The organism is Streptomyces sp. NPDC054842 (assembly GCF_053611025.1).
Genome location: NZ_JBSGZN010000028.1, coordinates 22,002 through 40,856 on the forward strand (window position 1 = coordinate 22,002; position 18,855 = coordinate 40,856).

An 18,855-nucleotide genomic window follows, 5' to 3' on the forward strand; every position below is an offset into this window, starting at 1 on the left:
GGAGCCGCCCGAGTCCACGGCCAGCACTCCGGACACGGGGCCGGGGCGGCTCACGGCAGTCGCCAGTCCACGGGCTGCGCTCCCTGCCGGGCCAGGAGGTCGTTGGCGCGGCTGAAGGGCCGCGAGCCGAAGAAGCCGCGGTCGGCGGACATGGGGGAGGGGTGCGCGGACTCGATCGAGGGGAGGTCCCCGAGAAGCGGACGCAGGTTGCGGGCGTCGCGGCCCCACAGGATCGACACCAGCGGCCGTCCGCGGGCCGCCAGCGCCCGTATCGCCTGTTCGGTGACCTCCTCCCAGCCCTTGCCGCGGTGGGCCGCGGGGCTCCGCGGCGCCGTGGTGAGCGCCCTGTTGAGCAGCTGGACCCCCTGCTGCGTCCAGGGCGTGAGGTCGCCGTTCGACGGCTGCGGGACCCCGAGGTCGGTGGTGAGTTCGCGGTAGATGTTGATCAGGCTGCCGGGCAGCGGCCTCACCTCCGGAGCTACCGAGAACGACAGCCCCACCGCGTGCCCCGGGGTGGGATAGGGGTCCTGCCCGACGATGAGGACGCGGACCTCGTCGAAGGGCTGCTGGAAGGCGCGCAGGACGTTCGGTCCCGCCGGGAGGTAGGTGCGTCCCGAGGCGATCTCCGCGCGCAGGAAGTCACCCATCCCGGCGATCCGCCCGGCGACGGGTTCCAGGGCCTTCGCCCAGCCTGCTTCGACGATTTCATGCAACGGTCGTGGTGCCACGGGCGTCACCCTACTGCCGTACGGGTGACGGCGATCAACCGGTCACCGCGGGACAGCCACGTGACGACCGGAGGCGACCGAAACCGACCACCGGACGGCGAGACGGACGGCGAGGACGCACGGCAGGCGAACGGAACCGACCCTCCCGCCCACCTCACCGCGCGCCCCGTCTCGCCCCTACCGCACACCTGTTGGCGCCCCGTCCCGACGCTCCCGCCTCGGTTCTCCCGCGTACCTCTGGGCGTTCCCGCTTCGACGCTCCCGTCCGCCTCTCCGTGGCCCGGCGCCGCATCCCAGCCTTCCGCCTTCCGCGCCCCGCCCCCCCCGGCCAGCCTCTCCGCGCCCCCTGCCACGCACCCCTTGCCCACCGGCCGCGGCCGGAACGGCGTCGCCGTCCTGAACGGCGGCTCCGTGCCGCTCAGTCCACCACCGCCGCCCGCACGCACAGCACGTCCGGCAGATGCGCCGCCAACTGCTGCCAGCTGTCGCCGTCGTCGGAGGAGGCGAACACCTCTCCGTTGCGATTGCCGAAGTACACGCCGGCCGGGTCCGCGTCGTCGGTGCACAGGGCGTCGCGCAGCACCGTGCCGTAGTGGTCCCCGTCGGGGAGGCCGGCCGTCAGGGGCTCCCAGTTCTTGCCCGCGTCCGCCGTACGGAAGACCCGGCAGCGCCGGTCCGCCGGGACCCGGTCGGCGTCGGCGTTGATCGGGAAGACGTACGCCGTGTCCCCGCGGTGCGGGTGGGCGGCCACCGCGAACCCGAACGTGGACGGCAGTCCCGCCCCGATGTCCGTCCACCGCGACCCCGCGTCGTCGCTCCGGTAGACACCCCAGTGGTTCTGCAGATACAGCCGGTCCGGGTTCGCCGCGTCCCGTGCGACCTTGTGCACGCACTGGCCGAACTCCGGGTTCGGATCCGGCAGGAACACCGCAGAGACACCGGAGTTGGCGGGCTCCCAGCTCGCGAGGCCGTCGGTCGTGCGGAACACCCCCGCGGTGGAGACGGCGACCGTCACGGCCCGCGGGTCGCGGGCGTCCGTGAGGATGGTGTGCAGCCCTTCGCCGCCGCCTCCCGGCACCCACTTCGAGCGGGTCGGGTGCTCCCACAGCGGACGTACGAGCTCGAAGGTCTCGCCCCGGTCCTCGGAGCGGTACAGCGCGGCCGGTTCCGTGCCCGCGTACACCACGTCCGGCTCGGCGGCCGCGGGGTGCAGCTGCCAGACCCGCTCCAGCGAAGCCCCGGTGTCCTTGGGGAACTTGACGGCCGGCTGGGCGGGCTCGGTCCACGAGCGGCCGAGGTCGTCGGAGTGGAACACGGACGGGCCCCAGTGCGCGCTGTCCCCTCCGGCCAGCAGCCTCGGCGTGTCGCCGCGGGTGTCGATGGCGACCGAGTAGACGGCCTGCGCGTTGAAGTAGGGAGTCTCGTCGAACTCCCAGGCGCCGCCCCGGCGCCGTCCGACGAAAAGCCCTTTCCGAGTGCCTACCGTGAGCAGTACATCGGCCATGCCGACCACCTCCGCGACGTCGTTGTCCCAGCACCGGTCAGTCTGCACCCCGGCACTGACAGTCACCTCTGGACGGGCATCACCGCAGGTCGGAGCGTGGTGTCGGGAAGCGCGTGGCACGTCTGGGGACGCCCGCCGGTCTCCTCGGGCTCGCGCGTTCGCGACAGAGGGGCCGAGGCAGGCATGAGGCCCGGGAGTTGGAGCATCTGTATGAGCATCGACGAGACGGCACCCGTATGGGACGGCGGTCCGGCATGTCCCTGACTCCATGAGGAGGATGCCCCGATGACGGCATTCCGTGGTCCCAAGGTGTGGTTGTGGCGCTGGCGGCGCAACCCGCTGCGCCGGCCCAGTGACACGCTGGAGGCCTGGATCCTGCTCGTGGCCACGGTCGTCACCGTCCTGTGCGGGGTGTTCACGGGTCTGGCCGTGGCGCGGTCCGTCGAGAACGGCCTCGCCCGGGAGCGCGTCGAGTGGCGTCCCGTCATGGCGACCGTCACCGAGGACGCCCCCCGGATCAGGACCGCCGCCAGCTCCTCCGGCGCCGACCGGGTCTGGGCGAACGTCCGCTGGACGGCGCACGGCTCGGCGCACACCGGACAGGCGCGGGTCGAGTCCGGCAGCGCGGCCGGCACCCCCGTCACCGTGTGGACCGACCCGCACGGCCGCCTGGTCGCCCAGCCCGTCTCCGCGGCGCAGGCGCGGCTGCGCGCGTCGCTGGTCGGCACCCTGGCCGGGACGGGCGCGGCCGCCGTGCCGTTCGCCTCGGCCCAGCTGGTCCGCGGCCGGCTGGAGCGGCGGCGGATGGCCCAGTGGGACGAGGAGTGGGCACGCTTCGGGCCGCTGTGGGGCCGCAAGACGAGCTGAGCGCGGCAAACCCGGGCGCCTCACCACCCCCACCTCCTACCGGCCCGACCCGCGAAACCGCCCGGCCCGCGAACAGCCCTCCCCGGCGAAGCCGTGAACCCGTCCCCCGGCGAAACCGTGAGCCCACCCTCCTCGACCGAGCCGTGCCCCATCCGCCCCGGCAGCCTCGGACGTCCCCTAGCGCCCCTCCTCCACCGCCTCCCTGCAGGCCCGCAGCAGCTGTTCGTCCTCCAGGATGTCGTGGCTGCCGAAGCCCCCGGAGCGTGCCCGGTGCCGTCGCGGGTTGGCGAGTTCGGCGTGCGGCAGGTCGTGCAGGGGCGCTCCGGCCGGGCCCAGCTCGGCGAGGCAGCTCGCGATCGTGCCGCGCGTGTACGCGTTCTCCAGCCAGGCCGCGCGGAACACAGGGAGGACGGCCCCCGCGTCCCCGGTGACCCGCCACAGCGCGCAGGCCGCGGTCGTCCGCTCCCACACGTCGTCGGAGCCGAGCATGTGCCGCAGGGCGGACGAGGCGGAACGGGCCGGCGTGCCCAGTCGGCCCAGCGCCTCCGCCGCGGCCCGCCGCAGGTGGGTGCGCTCAGCGGTCAACTCCCGGGTCAGCACGGGAAGTACGGCCTCGGCGTCCCGCTCCAGCGACCAGAGGGACGCCGCCGCGGTCACCGCGCAGTCGGTGTGCAGCAGCGCGCGCAGCGCCGGTATGCCGTCGGGGTCCCCGAGCTCGCCCAGGGTGCGGGCGGCACCTGCCAGGAGCGGGTTGCTGTTCCGCATCCCGGCCGGTGCCAGGTGCAGCAGCCGCAGCACCTCCGGTGCGGCCGCGCGGTCCCTGAGCGCCGCCAGCGCCGCGAACAACGGCGCCGCGCGGTCGTACGTCTCCGGGGAGTCGACGGGAACGTCGGCGAGCCGGGCCCGCAGCAGGGGAGCGAGCGCGGCGGCGGCCGGGCCCGCGTACGGGATCACGTATCCGATGTCCTTGGGCACCTCCGGCTGCTCCAGCACCTCGGCCAGGAGGGGGACCGCCCGTGGATCACCGGTCCTGGCCAGGGCCTTGAGAGGTCCGCCCAGGGACGGCGCGCCGCGCTCCCAGTGCCGCACCCGGGCCTCGGGGCGGGCCGCGGCGAGTGCCGCGAGGTGGTCGGCGGCCGGGGCGGCCAACGTGAAGAGGTCCTCCAGGACGGACACCGCGGCGTCCCGCAACCGCTCCTCGTCCGACCGGAGTTGCCGGCCCATGAGGGCCACCGGTTCGTCGTAGGACGCCCGCCACTCGCGGAACAGCCCGGCGGACATCCATACGGCGTTGCACCGGTCGGTGGCGTCGGGGCTCGTCAACTGGCCTCGCAGCAGCGCGATCCGGTCCGCGACACGCTCGCCCAGAGCGGTGTGCAGCGTCCTCAGGAGCTGGGAGCCCTCCTCGTCGGCCGGGCGCAGTCGCCGGAGGTGGCCGGTGAGGGTGTCCGTTTCGGGCCGCTCCGGCTCGTCCGGCACCCGCAGCTGCCGCGATCTCTCCCGCAGCAGCTCGATGACCGTGGGCACCAGCTCGGCGGGCAGGCGCCCGGGTGCGCAGCTCGCGAGCTGGCCGAGTGCGGCGAGCCGCAGTCCCGGTTCGTCGGCCTCCGCACCGAGACGCGCGAGGCAGTCCACCGCGGGGGAGGCGGAGGCGGGGTGCAGCCGGGCGAACAGCCCCAGCCCCTCGGCGAGTGCCAGGCGGACCCGGTCGTCCGTCTCGTCGGCGAGCCGCTCGCGCAACAGGCCCAGCACGCGCGCCGGTTCGCCGAGGAAGCGCACCAGGGCCGTCGGCGCCGCCCGCCGTACCTCCGGGTCCCGGTCCGCGGCGAGCGAGGCGAACACGGCCGCACCCGATCCGACCGCCGCGCGGGCCATCGCGCGGTTGTCGTCGGAAGCGGCGTACTCCTCGTCGAGGTCCGGCGGATCCATTCCGCCGATGCTGGCCAGCAGCTCGACGACCCCGCCCCGGTCCGGGACGTCCTCGGAGGCGATCAGCTCGAACAGGAAGGGGATGCAGGCGAGCGTCGAGTCGTACACGTCGCCCTGGTGGTGCACCGCCCCGTACATCCCGTCGAGCGACCTCTCCCGATCCTCGGGCTGCGGGGAGGCCAGTCCGCGCAGCAGCGCGGGTACGTCCTCGGCGCTTCCGTACGCATGCTCCATCGAGGCCCAGTCGACCTCGTCGATCCCCCTGAACACGGCGTCCCTCCCGGACGGTCGGCGATTGATCGAGAGTGTGCACCACAGCACTGACAGTCACGTCGGGGAAGGCGAGTCGGTTGAACGGTGCATCGGGATCGAGCCGTCGTGGCACGGCGCCCCGCGGCCTGTCCGGTGCTGCGGAGGGGCGTCGCGGCCGGCGGTGGGGCGGCGAGGGCACGCCGGGGACGGCTTCACGGCCCACTCGTCACGGCGGCGAAGGAGGCGTCCGGCTGCTTCGCGAGGACGCCGCAGGTCGGCGGGGGTGGCGAAGGCCCTGGTGAGGCACGCGTGAAGGGGAAAGCGCGACCGCCGGGCCAGGTGCCGCCGGAGGGCGGGGCGCTCCGCGGCGGGGCGGCGGCCGGGCGTGCGGAAGGCGCCGGACGGGACGGCGTGATGTTGGCCGATACAGGCGGGAGCGGACACCGAGGGGGCGGGCGCGGCGGCCCGGACGCCGGGAGGTCCGCGGCACGGACGCTGCGGGTGACCTCGGGGGCGCCGAGGTCACCCGCCGCACGGGTGGGTCAGACGGAACGGTGGTACTGCTCGGGCACGTGCACCTCGGCGCCGAGTTCGCGGGCCGCGAGCCGGGCGAAGGACGGGTTGCGCAGCAGTTCCCGGCCCAGCAGCACGGCGTCGGCCTCGTCGTTGGCGAGGATCTTCTCGGCCTGCGTGACGTCCGTGATCAGGCCCACGGCGGCGACGGGCATCGGCGTCTCGGCCTTCACCCGGGCGGCGAAGGGCACCTGGTAGCCGGGGCCGACCGGGATGCGGACTCCGGAGACGTTGCCGCCCGTCGACACGTCGAGGAGGTCCACGCCGTGCTCGTGGAGCTGCGTGGCGAAGCGGACGGTGTCGTCCGCGGTCCAGCCGCCGTCGTCTAGCCAGTCGGTGGCGGAGACGCGGAAGAACAGCGGCTTGCCCTCCGGCCACACCTCGCGCACGGCGTCCACGACCTCCAGGGCGAACCGGGTGCGGTTCTCGTACGAGCCGCCGTAGGCGTCGGTGCGGTGGTTGGAGTGCGGGGAGAGGAACTCGTTGATCAGGTAGCCGTGGGCGCCGTGGATCTCGGCGACCTCGAAGCCGGCCTCCAGGGCACGCCGGGCCGCGGCCACGAACTGTGCGGTGATGCCGTGGATCTCCTCGACGGTCAGCTCGCTGGGCACGGGGTGCCTCTCGTCGAAGGCGAGCGCGCTCGGCGCGAGCGGCTGCCAGCCGTGGCCGTCGGCGCCGACCGGGGCCCCGCCCTTCCAGGGCCGTTCGGTGGAGGCCTTGCGTCCGCCGTGCGCGAGCTGGATGCCGGGCACCGTGCCCTGCGAGACGAGGAATCGCGTGATCCGGCGGAACGCCTCGACCTGCGTGTCATTCCAGATGCCGAGGTCGTAGGGGCTGATGCGGCCCTCGGGGGAGACGGCGGTCGCCTCGACGATGATCAGGCCCGTGCCGCCGGTCGCGCGGGCGGCGTAGTGGGAGAAGTGCCAGTCGTTCGGCACGCCCGCGTCGGGCCCCGCGGGAGCCGCGGAGTACTGGCACATCGGGGGCATCCACACCCGGTTCGGGATGGTCAGGTCGCGCAGGGTGTAGGGCTCGAAGAGCGCGCTCACGGCGGACTCCATTCATCGCGGGGCCGGGTTACGCCTCGTACGATAACCTTCGTAGTACGGGGGATGTCAAACTACGAGGCTTCTCGTACAATGAGAGGCGGCGGACCGGAATCCGCGTACGTCGCCGGACGTGCGGCCCGCCCCGACGAACTGGAGCCGCCGTGACGACCGCCGCCCCCGCAGGCAGCAGCCGCGACCTCGCGCACCCCGCGAACGAGGAGATCCGGCTGGAGAGCGTGCTGCACGCCCTGTCCGACCCGATGCGGCTCCTGGTCGTGCGCGAACTCGCCGCCGACGGCGGGGAGTTGTCCTGCTCGCGCTTCGACCTGCCGGTCACGAAATCCACGACGACGCACCACTTCCGGGTGCTGCGCGAGAGCGGGGTGATCCGGCAGGTGTACCGCGGTACGGCCAAGATGAACGGACTGCGCAAGGACGACCTGGACGCGCTGTTCCCCGGTCTGCTCGACAGCGTCCTCGAAGCGGCGGCCCGCCAGGCCGACCGGCACCGCGACATCTGAGGATTCGACACCCACGACGCGACAATTCCTGCCCGGCGGTCGGTCGGAGCGCCGGGGTTCAGCGGCTAGGCGAACTCCCTTGTCGTGGACGGCCGTTCGGCCTGATCGCTCTGAGGTACCCGCCGCCGGCCGCCCGTTCGGCCTGAATGCCCCGAGGCACCCGCCGTCCATTCTGCCTGCTCGCCGAAGAGGCGCCCGGCGCCGCCGGCCGCCCGCCCCGGTCGGGCCCGTGACCGCTGCCACGCCGAGGCGCCGGCAGCGCGGCGCCCGCCGGGTGTGCTGCCCTCCCGGGGACCAGCTACGGCGCTTCCGTCCGCGCCGCCGCCAGCAGCGACGCCCAGTCGGGGAGCTTCACCACGCCCCGCCCGAGCGAGGCGCCCAGCTCCGCCTCGGCCCGCTCGATCGCCTGCCATCCGGCCCACTCCACCGGCGGCACCCCGGCCGCACGCAGTGCCGCGAGCGGATCACCGGGCACGTCCCGTCGTACGAGGGCGGGGGCGTCCTCGATCAGTGAGGTCACCGTCTCCTTGGCGCACGGCCGGTTGGTGCCGATGACGCCGGTCGGGCCGCGCTTGATCCAGCCCGCCACGTACTCGCCCGGGGCGACGGCGCCGTCCCGCAGGACGCGCCCCGCGAGATGCGGCACGGTGCCGCGTACCGCGTCGAACGGCAGCCCTTCCAGGGGCACGCCGCGATAGCCCACCGAGCGCAGCACCAACTGCGCCTCGATCTCCTCGTACCGCCCCGTACCCGTCACGCCGCCGTGCCCGTCCGGCACCGTCCGCTCGAACCGCACCGCACCCACGCGCCCGTCCACGGCGAGGAGTTCGACCGGGCGCAGGAAGAAGCGCAGCGCGATCCTGCGCCGTCGCGTCGCGGGCGGCGCCGCGGCCCAGGCCCGCATCACCTCGACGTTGCGGCGGTTCGCGGCGGGCAGGGCGGAGGGGTCGGTGTACCCGGGGTCGAGCGCCAGCTCCCGCGGATCGACGGTGACGTCGGCCTCGGGCATCGCGCCCAGCTCGCGCAGTTCCTTGGTGGTGAAGCGGGCCTGCGAGGGGCCCCGGCGGCCCACCATGTGGATCTCGCCGATCTCGCTGGCGGCCAGGGCGGTGAGGGCCGCGTGGGGCATGTCCGTGGGGCTGAGTTCGGTACTGCCGCGGGCGAGCATCCGCGTCACGTCGACGGCGACGTTCCCCACGCCGATGACGACGGCTCTGCGCGCGCCGGTCACGAACCCGTCGGCGGTGGAGTCGGGGTGGGCGCTGTACCAGGACACGAACTCGGTCGCCGACCAGCTGCCGGGCAACTCCTCGCCGGGGATGCCGAGATGGCGGTCGGTGGCGGCGCCCACGCAGTAGACGACCGCGTGGTACAGCTCGCTCAGCCGGGTCACCGGCAGTCCGCCGGGCCCGACCTGGACGCCGCCCAGGAACCGGACGCGCTCGTCCTCCAGGACCGTCCGCAGATTGTTCTGCAGGGACTTGATCTTCTCGTGGTCGGGCGCCACCCCGTACCGCACCAGGCCGTAGGGGCACGGCAGCCTGTCCAGCACGTCCACGCGCACCCCTGGCACCAGGCGCTGCTGGAGGAGACTCTGGGCGGTGTAGACCCCGCTGGGCCCCGAGCCGACGACGGCGACGTTCAGCACGGCGGAACTCCTTCCCGACTCGAACGGTCCGAGGAGATCGCTGGTGCCTCCAGCATGGCACCGGGCGGCGCCGGGCGGGAGGGGTGCGGGGCTGCGCCGACGGGGTACGGTCCCGGTCCTCGGCATGCGAGCCTATTCGCATGGAATGTGATGATGCGGTTACGTCGCGTATGTGCTGGAAGCATCCTTTCTTAATCTTTCTGATCGAGAACGACCGGATGGCGCGGTGTCCGTGCGGCCCGCGTGGGAGGTGCGGGAGGACGGGATCCGGACGTCGTGGTTCGACGTCCGGCTCGGCTTCGGCGACGGCGCCCGGGTCGACGTCCTCGCGGTGGTGTCACCGCAGGGGGTGTCCGTCGAGGACGTACGGGCCTGCCCGCCGCTGTCCCTCGACGATCTGACGGTGCTCGCCGAGTGGATCGAGGGCCCGCTCTTCGAGGCGTGCGGCGGCGGGTCCGCGGAGTCCGGCGCGTCCCCGCAGACGTCGGCCCGCCGGGCACGGCCCGCCTGGCCGAGCGGCACCGAGGGGCGGCGCCTGGTGGCGGAGGAGTACCGGGCGGCGCAGGGGGACGGCAGGGACCCGGTCCTCGCCGTCATGTGCGCGACCGGTCACAGCCGCCGCCGCTCGCTGCGCCTGATCGCCGGGGCCCGCGACGCGGGATTCCTGACCCCGCGCCACGCCCGCCGCTGAGCCTGCCCGCCCGCCGGCCGCGTCACATGTCGCGCATCCGGCTGATCTCGCTCGTCTGCTGGGCGATCACGTCGTCGGCCATCTCCTCGATCTGGACGTTGTTGCCCTGCGCCTTCACGTCGGTGGCCATCGTGATCGCCCCATCGTGATGAGTGATCATCAGCTTCAGGAAGAGTTCGTCGAAGGACTTCCCGCGGGCCGCGCGCAACGTCGCGAGCTGCGCCTCGGTCGCCATGCCGGGCATGGCCTCGTGGTGGTGCTCCGTGCTCCCCTTCGAGCCGCCGCCGTGCTTTTTCAGCCAGCTCCTCATGACCGCGATCTCCGGCCCCTGGGCCGCCGTGATGCGCTCGGCGAGCAGTTTCACCTTGCCCGACGCCGCCCGCTTCGGGGCGAGTCCGGTCATCTCCAGGGCCTGGCTGTGGTGTTCGATCATCATCCGCGCGTAGGAGATGTCCGCGGAGTTCGGGGCGCCGTCGCCGGAGTTCTGCTTGCGGGCGTCCTCGGCGGAGAGCGTCTCCGCCGCCTCGCCGGGTTTTCCGGGCGCGATCACCGAAGGCCCGTTCGCCTTGGGGGACTTGTCGTCCGACGAGGGGGAGCCGGAGTCGCAGCCGGCGAGGGCGAGTACGGCGGCGACCGTGAGCGACGCCGTGACCAGGCACGCGCGGGACGTACGGCGAACGAGCACAACGACCTCCTGTGGCCCTGACATTGACGGACACCTCTCGGTGTTGAGGACCGTCCTAGCACGCAACGGGGTGTCGGTGATCAAAAACTTTTATTAAGGCTCCGTTGCCATCTGTTGATCTGTGCATGATGAAGACGATACTTCGGGGGTCCGTGCACCGTTCGAACCCGAACGGCGACTAGGGAGGGCACAGTGACCCTGTTGAACGATCCCCGAACACGGCGCAGACGCCTGGGAGTTGCCGCAGCAGCGGCAGGACTCGTGGCAGCGCTGTTCACGGCCGGTCCGGCGGCCGCCACCCCCGACCCCGGGGACGGCCCCGCCACGCAGCAGAAGATCTCCAAGAGCGAGACCGCCGAGGTCAAGGCGGACATAGCGGCCGGTGAGATACCCGGACAGGACGAGGTGGTCCACTCCGACAACATCGAGCACCTCGTCAACATCCCCAAGGAGACCCTCGCCGGAACCAACTCGGACCTGGCGTTCCAGGGCCACTACGCGTTCGCCGGCAACTACGACGGCTTCCGCATCTTCGACATCAGCGACCCCAAGGCGCCCAAGACGGTCGCGCAGGTGCTCTGCCCCGGTTCGCAGAACGACATCTCCGTCTCCGGGAACCTGCTCTTCCTGTCCACCGACTCCTCGCGCAGCGACAACTCGTGCAGCAGCACCACGCAGCCCGCGACCGAGAAGTCCTCGTGGGAGGGCATGAAGGTCTTCGACATCAGCGACAAGACGAACCCCAAGTACGTCGCCGCCGTCGAGACCGCCTGCGGCTCGCACACCCACACGCTGGTGCCCGAGCGCAGGAACGTCTACATCTACGTCTCCTCGTACTCGCCCAACGCGGCCTTCCCCGACTGCCAGCCCCCGCACGACGGCATCACGGTCATCAAGGTGCCGCGCAAGGCCCCCGAGAAGGCCGCGGTGGTGAACTTCCCCGTCCTGTTCCCGGGTGAGGGACCCGACGGCGGCGGCAACCCCGGCGCGCCCACCAACCCGGGCGTCTCCAAGACCACCGGCTGCCACGACATCACCGTGCTGCCGTCCAAGGACCTCGCGGCGGGCGCCTGCATGGGCGACGGCATCCTCTTCTCCATCGAGGACCCCGAGAACCCGAAGGTCATCGACCAGGTCCAGGACAACGTGAACTTCGCGTTCTGGCACTCGGCGACCTTCAACCAGAGGGCGAACAAGGTCGTCTTCACCGACGAGCTGGGCGGCGGCGGCGCGGCCACCTGCAACGCGGCGATCGGCCCGAACCGCGGCGCCGACGGCATCTACGACATCGTCGGCCGGGGCGACCACCGCAAGCTGGTCTTCAAGGGCTACTACAAGATCCCGCGCCACCAGGCCGACACGGAGAACTGCGTCGCCCACAACGGCTCGCTCATCCCGGTCAAGGGCAAGGACCTGATGGTCCAGGCCTGGTACCAGGGCGGCGTCTCCGTCTGGGACTTCACGGACTCCGCGAACCCCAAGGAGATCGCCTACTTCGAGCGCGGCCCGCTGTCGACCACCACGCTCGCGACCGGCGGCTCCTGGTCGGCGTACTACTACAACGGCTACATCTACTCGAACGACATCGCCAAGGGCTTCGACGTGCTGAAGCTCAGCGACAAGCGCACCGACGCGGCGAAGCGGATCCGGCTGGACGAGCTCAACGTCCAGACGCAGCCGGACTACTTCGACTGATCGGAGCGGCGCGACCCCGACGAGTCGCGGCTCTCCGTCGCGAAGAACCGTGACAGGTCCTCGTCGTCCGTCCCGCCGGGTGCCCCGGCACCCGGCGGGATCCCCATCGTCCGGTCCAGGCCGTAGCGCTTGAACAACTCGGCCCGCAGCACCGGCACCGGCATCGGGACACCCGGCACCAGCGCCGCGAACACGGCGCCCATCAGCAGCGCCCTGAGCATCGGATAGTCGGCGGCGGCATCCGGTGAGCCGTGCCGGGCGACGGTCTCCCGCAGCAGCTCCGCGAGCCGCTGCTGCTCCGGGCACTGCACGAAGCCCTCGGCCTGGAGGATCCCCGCCATGTGCTGGCGCATGAGGACGGGATGGTCCCGGGTGAGACCCAGGACGGCGTCGATGGCCCGGGCCATCCGCTCACGGCCGTCCTCCGTGCGCGGCTCCCGCTCCAGCGCCTCCTCCAGCGTGCGGTGCATCAGCCGGTGCACCGCCGACTGGAGGAGCTGCCGCTTGCCGGGGAAGTAGTAGGAGACCAGGCCCCGCGCCGAACCCGCGCGGTCCGCGATGTCGCCCAGCGTCGTCGCCTCGTAGCCGCGCTCGCGGACCAGCTCGACCGCCGCCTGCAGAAGCCGCTCCCGGGAACGCCGCCGCAACTCTTTATTGACCGAGGCGCTGCGCGGGGACATGCTGTAACTCCTGCGTTGACTGGCTGCCAGCCAACTATACTCAACGCGTCCGGCCAAGACCCTTCGCGGGTCCGTTCCGGGCTGCCGTCCGTCCTGGGCGACGCGGGGGATCGTCCAGGGCGGACGCGCGCGTTCCAGCTGTCGCACGGCCGGTGAACCGTCCCTACAGTGGGCACGGGGGCCGAGGAGGCAGAGGGACATGGATCAGGAACAGATCCTGGCCAGGATCACGGCGATGGTGGACGACGAGCGGCGCCTGCGCGACGAGCTCGCCTCCGGCCGGATCGACAGCGCCACGGAGAACGAACGGCTCGGGCAACTGGAGCGCGAGCTCGACCGCTGCTGGGACCTGCTGCGCCAGCGCCGAGCGAAGACGGAGTTCGGGGAGAACCCCGACGAGGCGCAGGTGCGCCCCGCCTCGCAGGTCGAGGGCTACCAGAACTGAGGCGCCCACCCGCAGGCGCCTGAGCGCCGCCGGTCAGTCGATCAGGCCGAGCACGGGACGCAGTCCGGCGGGGCGGTGCGCCACCGGAAGGTGGTCCACGAAGTGCACCGCGCAGCCCAGCGCGTCGGCGCCCCCGTCCGCGCGGCGGTCGTCGCCGACCATCAGGGCGTCCCGCGGGGCGACCCCGAGCGCGTCGCAGGCCGCCGCGAACAGCCGCACGTCCGGCTTCTGGACGCCGTGCTCGTACGACAGGACGTACGCGTCGACGTACGTGTCCAGACCGTGCTCGCGGAAGACCGGCCGCAGGTCCCAGCCGATGTTGCTGACCACGCCCACGGCGATCCCGCGCCCCCGCAGCGCCGCCAGCACCTCGCGCGCGTCGGGATACGCGGACCAGGCGGCCGGCGTGCGGTGCCGGTCGTACAGGGCGTCGTACAGCGAGGGATCGGGCAGCGGCACCTGGCGGGCGACGCCGGTGTACGCGGCCCGGTGCAGTTCCGCGCTGCGGTCGCGCACCGCCCACACCTCGGCGAGTTCCGCCGGGACCGGCCTGACCGCCGGGGCTCCGCCCGGGAGCGCGCCCACCGACTCCAGCTCCCGTGCCAGGCCCGTCACCCGGGGCTCCGGGAGGCGGATCCCGGCGTCCGTCAGCACGGCGCGGAGCCAGGACTCCGTCGGTTCGACGCGGAAGAGAGTCCCGGAGAAGTCGAAGAGCGCACCTTTGATCGCCATGGACGACGATCCTTGATCTCTCCGCCGTACGGGTCAAGGCTGCCCGTCGGACGGGGGCCGGCCGGCCGCCGCCTCCGTCCCCGGGGGCTCGACCCAGCGGTGGTACGCCATGACGGCCAGCGCGACCACGAGTGCCCCGAGGAGCATGCCGCCCAGGACGTCCGAGGGCCAGTGGACGCCCAGCCAGACGCGGGTCAGGCCGACACCCGTGACGGAGACGACAGACAGAGCGCACAAAGCCCACCACAGGGCGGGACGGGCGTCGTGGCGGCGGAGCAGCCAGAGCAGGAGCCCGCACACCACCGTGGCCGTCAGCACGTGCCCGGAGGGGAAGGCGGCGTAGTGGGCCGAGTCCACCGGGTCGGGCCAGACGGGACGCCGCCGGTCGACGGCGGCCTTGACGCCCTGTTGCAGCAGTGTGCCCACCGCACAGGTGACCGCCAGCCAGAGGCCGGTCCGCCACGCGGAGCGCCGCAGCACCAGCCACAGGACCACGACCGCGCACAGGATGCGCAGGGTCGTGGGATCCCACACCCAGTCGGTCAGCACCCGGAAGGTGTGCGTGGTGCCCGGGTCCTCGACCGCCCAGCGGTGCGTGGTGCGCGAGATGTCGCCGTCGACGTCCATCAGCGGATGCCAGGAGGACGCGACCAGCACCAGGAGCACCACGGAGGCCACGGCGAGCGGCACCGCGAGGGCGGCCGCGGCCCGCGGAGCCGGTGTACGGACGGGTGAGCCGACGGGCGGGGGGCGCATACGTCGATCCTCGCCGAACCCGGGCCTCCGATGCCACTGACGGAGTGTCGGGCCCGCCCCCGGACGCTCAGGACATCCCCGACGTCGGCAAGGGCCGGGTGCGCACACCGCCCCCGGACGGCTCGAACGGCGCCCGGACGCGCTTGCGCCCTTCTCGGCTCCGGGGCGGACACGCGTCCCCGCAGGGGGTGAGGTGCCAGCCGTCGCCCCGTCTTGTCGGCGGGCTCGGAAGCGTGCCGACAAGACGGTGAGCCGCCTCGCGTGGCTGCCGGACCGGCGCGTTCCGGCCGTCCGGCCGTCGGCGTGCATCGGCACGGATCGCCGGGTGCGCGGCCCTCGTGCCCCAGACCTCGGCCCGTGCCCCGGGAAGGCCGGCGCTCCGGGGAAGGCCGGCGCCCCGGGGAAGGCCGGTGCTCCTGGGAAGGGCGGAGACCTCATTGCGGAGCCGAAAAAAGGTGACGGGGTTGCGCCCCGTGTCGCAGGGGGCCGGGTCCTCCGGTCGGCCCCTCGTGACCGGCCGGGGTCGCTAACCGAGCGCCCGCAGGCCCGGTACGAACGCGATCAGCAGGGGGACCACCGGCACCAGCGCGCCCGCCGCCGTCAGCCGCAGCCGGCGCGCGGCCGTGAGCCGGTCCGGCGGGGTCAGGAGGCGGTGGACGCGCTGCGGGAGGTGCGCCTGCGGGGTCGGAGCGGGACCGAACACGCCCCGGTCCTCGTTGAGTTCGACCAGCGCGAGCGCGATGGTGAGGCGGCCGAAGCGCCGGGACGCCATGTCGTCGGCGGCGAGTTCCACCAGGCGGTGCATCTCGTCACGGAACGCGGCGAACACCGGAACCTGCGGGAATCCGTTGGCCAGCGCGGCCGAACAGTGCAGCAGCCAGTCGTGACGGGCCTGCGCGTGCCCCTGCTCGTGGGCCAGCACGGCGTCCAGCTGACGTCCGTGCAGCCGTTGCAACGCGGCCGTGGTGATGACGAGTTGCGGCGCGGCGCCGGGCAGCCACCAGGCGTCCGGACGCTCGCCCTCCAGGACCACCAGACGATCGCTGCCGGCTTCCTCGCCGGGCAACAGCGGCGCGCGGTCCAGGAGTTCGGAGCGGCGCCGGCGTCGGCGTGCTCCGGCACGCACGATCTCGCGGGCCAGCATCGCCCCGGTCCACAGACCTCCGCCGGCGAGCACCACGGCGGTCGCCGCGGCCCAGGCATCGCCGGTGCCGAGCGCGTAGGCGTCGACGACCGAGTGCGGTGCGGGGGCGAACACATGGCCCCGTACGGCCATCCAGGCGGCGGCCGCGCTCAGGGTCATCGACAGCACGCAGCACAGCAGGACCGCCGCCACCACGCACTGCCACACCCACAGGGCGACCACCGGTTCGCGATCCGGCCAGTCGGCCCGGGCGAGCAGCCTCGGGGCGACGACGGCGGCCAGCGCGCCGAGCAGCAGCAGTGCCGCGGGGACCATCATGGTCGAAGCCTATGAGCGGGGGCCGCCGGACGATACGGGCTGCCGCGGCAAGTGACGCACACCACGGGAGCCCGGCGACGCTCCGGCAGGGCCCGCGGACGGGGTTCAGAGCGTCAGCAGCATCGCGACCATGGCGATCCCCATCGACAGCCGGCACGCCCGCGCCAGCTCGGGCCGGTCGCCCCAGCCGACGGTGCCACCGGGGCGCCGCACCCGCGGCGGGGAAGCGGTGCCGGTCCCGGCGATCCCGGGCACCGGCAGCAGTCTGCTCCCGGACCACAGGACGTAGGCGGCGAAGTAGACGAGGAGCGTCCCGGTCACCGCGGGTATCCCGGATCCCGTGTGCCCGGCGTGCGCGGACGGGGACGCGGCCATGGCCCCGCCCATGTAGGCCATGGTGAAGGCGCCCACCAGGTGGTGGAGATGGTGTGCGCTGCCGCGGGCCGCCCGGAGCGCGCGGACCGCGGACGTGCCGAACACGGCCGCGTACACCAGCCACACCCAGCGCGGCGGTGCCGCCACCGCCGCCGGGACGGCCATGGCGGCCATGCCGAAGCCCATGAGCGCCTCGCCGCCCGCGGCGCGGCGCTGTTCGTCGACCGGGCTGCGCATCCGCAGCAGGCAGTAGGCGCCGGTCGCCGCGCAGAGCGCGACCAGCAGCCAGCCGGGCGAAGCCGGTCCGTGCACCGCGCACCTCCCCCTTCGACGGTGTCGGACGGTCGGTCTGGGCATGCCCGGCCCGCTCGGTGCGCAAGCGAGCGCAAGGGTGTACACGGGGGAGCGTGCGGGGGTGCACCGCAGGCCGGGCGCCTGCGGGAGCGGGGAGGACGTGCGGTCGACGGCTGCCTGGACGGGGGACCTCCAGTGAATCGTTCACGAGTAAAACACCTGCTAACGTTATGCGCATGAGCAGTGCGCCCCCCACGTCCCCCACCGTCCGCGCCCGTCGCCTTCCGCTCGCCGGTGCGCTGCGCCTCGGCAGGCCGTCCGACATCTGGTTCAAGCCCGCGCTGAGCGTGGTGGCCGCGGTCGCCCCGCCGAACCTCACGCTGCTCGCGCTGGGCCGCCTGGATCTCGCGATGTACACCATGGCCGGTTCCCTCTGCGCCCTCTACGCCCACAACCGCCCGTACGCCGCCCGGGCCGGGGTCCTCGCCCGGGTGGTGCTCGGCATGCTCGGCGGTCTGGCCGTCGCCCTGGTCGCGGCGTCGCTCACCACGCACGCCGTCGTCCTGGTCACCGTCGGCGCCCTGCTGGCCGCCGTCCAGAAGGTGCTGTGCGACGCCACCCGCGTCGGACCCCCCGGCCACGTCGTCCTCACCTTCATCAGCTCCGCGTCCCTCTTCGCGCCGCAGAGCCTCGGCCAGGTCCCCGGGCACCTGCTGCTCGCCCTCGGCGCGGGCGCCTGGGCCTGGCTGGTCGGCATGGCACCCGCTCTCGTACGACCGCACGGGCCCGAGCGGCGGGCCACCGCCCAGGCCCTCGACGCCGCCGCCGCGTACGCCGGGACGTGGGGGACCGGCGACGGTGCCGCGAAGAACCGGGCCGCCGGGGCCGCCGCCGCGCACAACGCCTGGCAGACGCTGCTCTCCACCGGTGCCCGTTCCGCGTCCGGGCGCGCCCTGGAGCGGCTCCTGGTCCGCGCGGAGATCGCCCTGGCCGCACCCGCCGACGCGGACGTCGAACGGCTGCGCGACTGGGCCCGCCGGCTCCGCGGCACCGGCCCCGTCCCGCCGACGGACGACCCGGACACCGGCGAGCTGCTGGGCGTCGAGGCCGAACTCGACAGCCCCGCGCCCTCGTGGCGTACCCGGCTCGCCCCGCTGGGCCCCCTCGCCCTGCGCACCGCGCTCGGCTGCGCCCTGGCCGGATACGTCTCCCTCGCGCTCGGGATCGGCCGCCCCTACTGGGCGCTGGTCACCGCGGCCTCGCTCTACCAGGCCAACGTCACCCTGACCTGGAGCCGGGGCGTCCAGCGCGTCGTCGGCAACCTCGTCGGCGTCCTCGCCTTCGCGGCGATCGTCCCCCTCGCACACCTCGGACCGGCGGCGCTCGTGCTGAGCTGTCTCCTGCTCAACTTCGGAGCCGAGGCGCTCATCGGCCGCAACTACTGGCTCGGCAGTGTCTGCGTCACCCCCATGGCGCTGCTCATCACCGAGTTCGCGCGCCCCCAGGAGGCCGGGCAGCTGATGACCGACCGGGTCGTGGACACCCTCGTCGGCGCGCTGGTCGGATTCGCCGCGGCGGTCGCGGTCACCAACCGGCGGGCCGGTGACCGCGTCGAGGACGCCCTCGCCGCCGTGGAACGCGCCCGCGGACGGGCGGCCCGCGTCCTGGCTGACCCCCGTCCCGCCCCCGGCGCCGTGGAGTCCGCCCGGCGGGCGCTCGCCGCGGCCGTCGTGGAACTGCGGGCCACGGCCGACGCCGCGGCGGGCGAGTGGTGGCAGCGCGCCCTGCCGGAGGAGCGGGTGATGCGGGCCGAACAGGCCGCACACCGTACGCTCGCGGCGACGGTACGACGTCAGGAACCCCACTCCCTGGAGGACGCACAGGCATGACGGCAGCACACGGGCGGGCGGCGAAGGCGGCGGCCGGGCGGGACGCGGCCGGGCGGGCGCCCGGCGGGGAGGACCCGGAC

At 73.5% G+C, this 18,855-nt stretch carries 17 protein-coding genes; 6 read left to right on the forward strand and 11 right to left on the reverse strand.

Annotated elements, in window-relative coordinates; all coding sequences use genetic code 11:
- Positions 1 to 50: 50 nt before the first annotated feature.
- Positions 51 to 728: a uracil-DNA glycosylase gene (locus tag ACWGIS_RS22060; RefSeq protein WP_453364151.1), complete on the reverse strand. Its 678-nt coding sequence runs from the start codon at positions 726 to 728 to the stop codon at positions 51 to 53.
- A 418-nt stretch (positions 729 to 1,146) separates the two neighbouring features.
- Complete coding sequence (locus ACWGIS_RS22065) at positions 1,147 to 2,232, reverse strand: WD40/YVTN/BNR-like repeat-containing protein (protein WP_453364152.1); 1,086 nt, start codon at positions 2,230 to 2,232, stop codon at positions 1,147 to 1,149.
- Between the two features lie 285 nt (positions 2,233 to 2,517).
- On the opposite strand from ACWGIS_RS22065, the gene ACWGIS_RS22070 reads away from it, so the two are divergent.
- A complete protein-coding gene (locus tag ACWGIS_RS22070; protein ID WP_453364153.1) occupies positions 2,518 to 3,099 on the forward strand; it encodes an Rv1733c family protein in 582 nt (193 codons plus the stop codon).
- A gap of 177 nt (positions 3,100 to 3,276) precedes the next feature.
- Here ACWGIS_RS22070 and ACWGIS_RS22075 read toward each other — a convergent pair whose 3' ends face one another.
- Together ACWGIS_RS22075 and ACWGIS_RS22080 are read right to left on the reverse strand one after the other, a co-directional pair.
- A complete protein-coding gene (locus ACWGIS_RS22075; protein WP_453364154.1) occupies positions 3,277 to 5,298 on the reverse strand; it encodes a HEAT repeat domain-containing protein in 2,022 nt (673 codons plus the stop codon).
- A gap of 524 nt (positions 5,299 to 5,822) precedes the next feature.
- Positions 5,823 to 6,902 (reverse strand): NADH:flavin oxidoreductase/NADH oxidase, encoded by a 1,080-nt coding sequence (locus tag ACWGIS_RS22080; RefSeq protein ID WP_453364155.1) that lies wholly within the window; start codon positions 6,900 to 6,902, stop codon positions 5,823 to 5,825.
- Positions 6,903 to 7,063: 161 nt separating this feature from the next.
- Between ACWGIS_RS22080 and ACWGIS_RS22085 the strand changes: the two genes are divergently transcribed.
- Entirely contained in the window at positions 7,064 to 7,423 is a 360-nt protein-coding gene (locus ACWGIS_RS22085) for an ArsR/SmtB family transcription factor (protein ID WP_453364156.1), read from the forward strand.
- A gap of 298 nt (positions 7,424 to 7,721) precedes the next feature.
- Here the strand turns inward: ACWGIS_RS22085 and ACWGIS_RS22090 are convergent, their stop codons facing one another.
- Positions 7,722 to 9,071 (reverse strand): FAD-dependent oxidoreductase, encoded by a 1,350-nt coding sequence (locus ACWGIS_RS22090; RefSeq protein WP_453364157.1) that lies wholly within the window; start codon positions 9,069 to 9,071, stop codon positions 7,722 to 7,724.
- Positions 9,072 to 9,297: 226 nt separating this feature from the next.
- On the opposite strand from ACWGIS_RS22090, the gene ACWGIS_RS22095 reads away from it, so the two are divergent.
- Positions 9,298 to 9,762 (forward strand): DUF6214 family protein, encoded by a 465-nt coding sequence (locus ACWGIS_RS22095; RefSeq protein ID WP_453364158.1) that lies wholly within the window; start codon positions 9,298 to 9,300, stop codon positions 9,760 to 9,762.
- A 22-nt stretch (positions 9,763 to 9,784) separates the two neighbouring features.
- On the opposite strand, the gene ACWGIS_RS22100 is transcribed toward ACWGIS_RS22095, so the two are convergent.
- On the reverse strand, positions 9,785 to 10,471 hold the full coding sequence (locus tag ACWGIS_RS22100) for a DUF305 domain-containing protein (protein WP_453364159.1): 687 nt from the start codon (positions 10,469 to 10,471) through the stop codon (positions 9,785 to 9,787).
- A gap of 168 nt (positions 10,472 to 10,639) precedes the next feature.
- On the opposite strand from ACWGIS_RS22100, the gene ACWGIS_RS22105 reads away from it, so the two are divergent.
- Positions 10,640 to 12,142 (forward strand): LVIVD repeat-containing protein, encoded by a 1,503-nt coding sequence (locus tag ACWGIS_RS22105; RefSeq protein ID WP_453364160.1) that lies wholly within the window; start codon positions 10,640 to 10,642, stop codon positions 12,140 to 12,142.
- On the opposite strand, the gene ACWGIS_RS22110 is transcribed toward ACWGIS_RS22105, so the two are convergent.
- Entirely contained in the window at positions 12,130 to 12,822 is a 693-nt protein-coding gene (locus ACWGIS_RS22110; protein WP_453364161.1) for a TetR/AcrR family transcriptional regulator, read from the reverse strand. The genes ACWGIS_RS22105 and ACWGIS_RS22110 overlap by 13 nt on opposite strands.
- Before the next feature lie 199 nt (positions 12,823 to 13,021).
- Here ACWGIS_RS22110 and ACWGIS_RS22115 point away from each other — a divergent pair, with 199 nt between their 5' ends.
- The gene (locus tag ACWGIS_RS22115) at positions 13,022 to 13,267 is read left to right on the forward strand and encodes a DUF2630 family protein (RefSeq protein WP_453364162.1); all 246 of its coding nucleotides are present in this window, start codon (positions 13,022 to 13,024) and stop codon (positions 13,265 to 13,267) included.
- A gap of 33 nt (positions 13,268 to 13,300) precedes the next feature.
- Here ACWGIS_RS22115 and ACWGIS_RS22120 read toward each other — a convergent pair whose 3' ends face one another.
- The 4 genes from ACWGIS_RS22120 to ACWGIS_RS22135 form a co-directional block, all read right to left on the reverse strand.
- The gene (locus tag ACWGIS_RS22120) at positions 13,301 to 13,993 is read right to left on the reverse strand and encodes an HAD family hydrolase (RefSeq protein WP_453364232.1); all 693 of its coding nucleotides are present in this window, start codon (positions 13,991 to 13,993) and stop codon (positions 13,301 to 13,303) included.
- Between the two features lie 39 nt (positions 13,994 to 14,032).
- Positions 14,033 to 14,755 carry a phosphatase PAP2 family protein gene (locus tag ACWGIS_RS22125; protein WP_453364163.1) on the reverse strand — a complete coding sequence of 241 codons (723 nt, stop codon included), beginning with the start codon at positions 14,753 to 14,755 and terminating at the stop codon, positions 14,033 to 14,035.
- Between the two features lie 526 nt (positions 14,756 to 15,281).
- Positions 15,282 to 16,217: a M56 family metallopeptidase gene (locus ACWGIS_RS22130; protein ID WP_453364164.1), complete on the reverse strand. Its 936-nt coding sequence runs from the start codon at positions 16,215 to 16,217 to the stop codon at positions 15,282 to 15,284.
- A 105-nt stretch (positions 16,218 to 16,322) separates the two neighbouring features.
- Positions 16,323 to 16,904 (reverse strand): DUF5134 domain-containing protein, encoded by a 582-nt coding sequence (locus ACWGIS_RS22135; protein WP_453364165.1) that lies wholly within the window; start codon positions 16,902 to 16,904, stop codon positions 16,323 to 16,325.
- A gap of 218 nt (positions 16,905 to 17,122) precedes the next feature.
- Here ACWGIS_RS22135 and ACWGIS_RS22140 point away from each other — a divergent pair, with 218 nt between their 5' ends.
- Positions 17,123 to 18,775 (forward strand): FUSC family protein, encoded by a 1,653-nt coding sequence (locus ACWGIS_RS22140; protein ID WP_453364166.1) that lies wholly within the window; start codon positions 17,123 to 17,125, stop codon positions 18,773 to 18,775.
- Positions 18,776 to 18,855 lie beyond the last annotated feature (80 nt).

Coding starts and splice junctions, on each gene's coding strand:
- ACWGIS_RS22125 (WP_453364163.1), bottom strand. CDS start 14,755: ATGCGCCCCCCGCCCGTCGGCTCACCCGTCCGTACACCGGCTCCGCGG.
- ACWGIS_RS22100 (WP_453364159.1), bottom strand. CDS start 10,471: ATGTCAGGGCCACAGGAGGTCGTTGTGCTCGTTCGCCGTACGTCCCGC.
- ACWGIS_RS22130 (WP_453364164.1), bottom strand. CDS start 16,217: ATGATGGTCCCCGCGGCACTGCTGCTGCTCGGCGCGCTGGCCGCCGTC.
- ACWGIS_RS22070 (WP_453364153.1), top strand. CDS start 2,518: ATGACGGCATTCCGTGGTCCCAAGGTGTGGTTGTGGCGCTGGCGGCGC.
- ACWGIS_RS22110 (WP_453364161.1), bottom strand. CDS start 12,822: ATGTCCCCGCGCAGCGCCTCGGTCAATAAAGAGTTGCGGCGGCGTTCC.
- ACWGIS_RS22065 (WP_453364152.1), bottom strand. CDS start 2,232: ATGGCCGATGTACTGCTCACGGTAGGCACTCGGAAAGGGCTTTTCGTC.
- ACWGIS_RS22115 (WP_453364162.1), top strand. CDS start 13,022: ATGGATCAGGAACAGATCCTGGCCAGGATCACGGCGATGGTGGACGAC.
- ACWGIS_RS22140 (WP_453364166.1), top strand. CDS start 17,123: ATGAGCAGTGCGCCCCCCACGTCCCCCACCGTCCGCGCCCGTCGCCTT.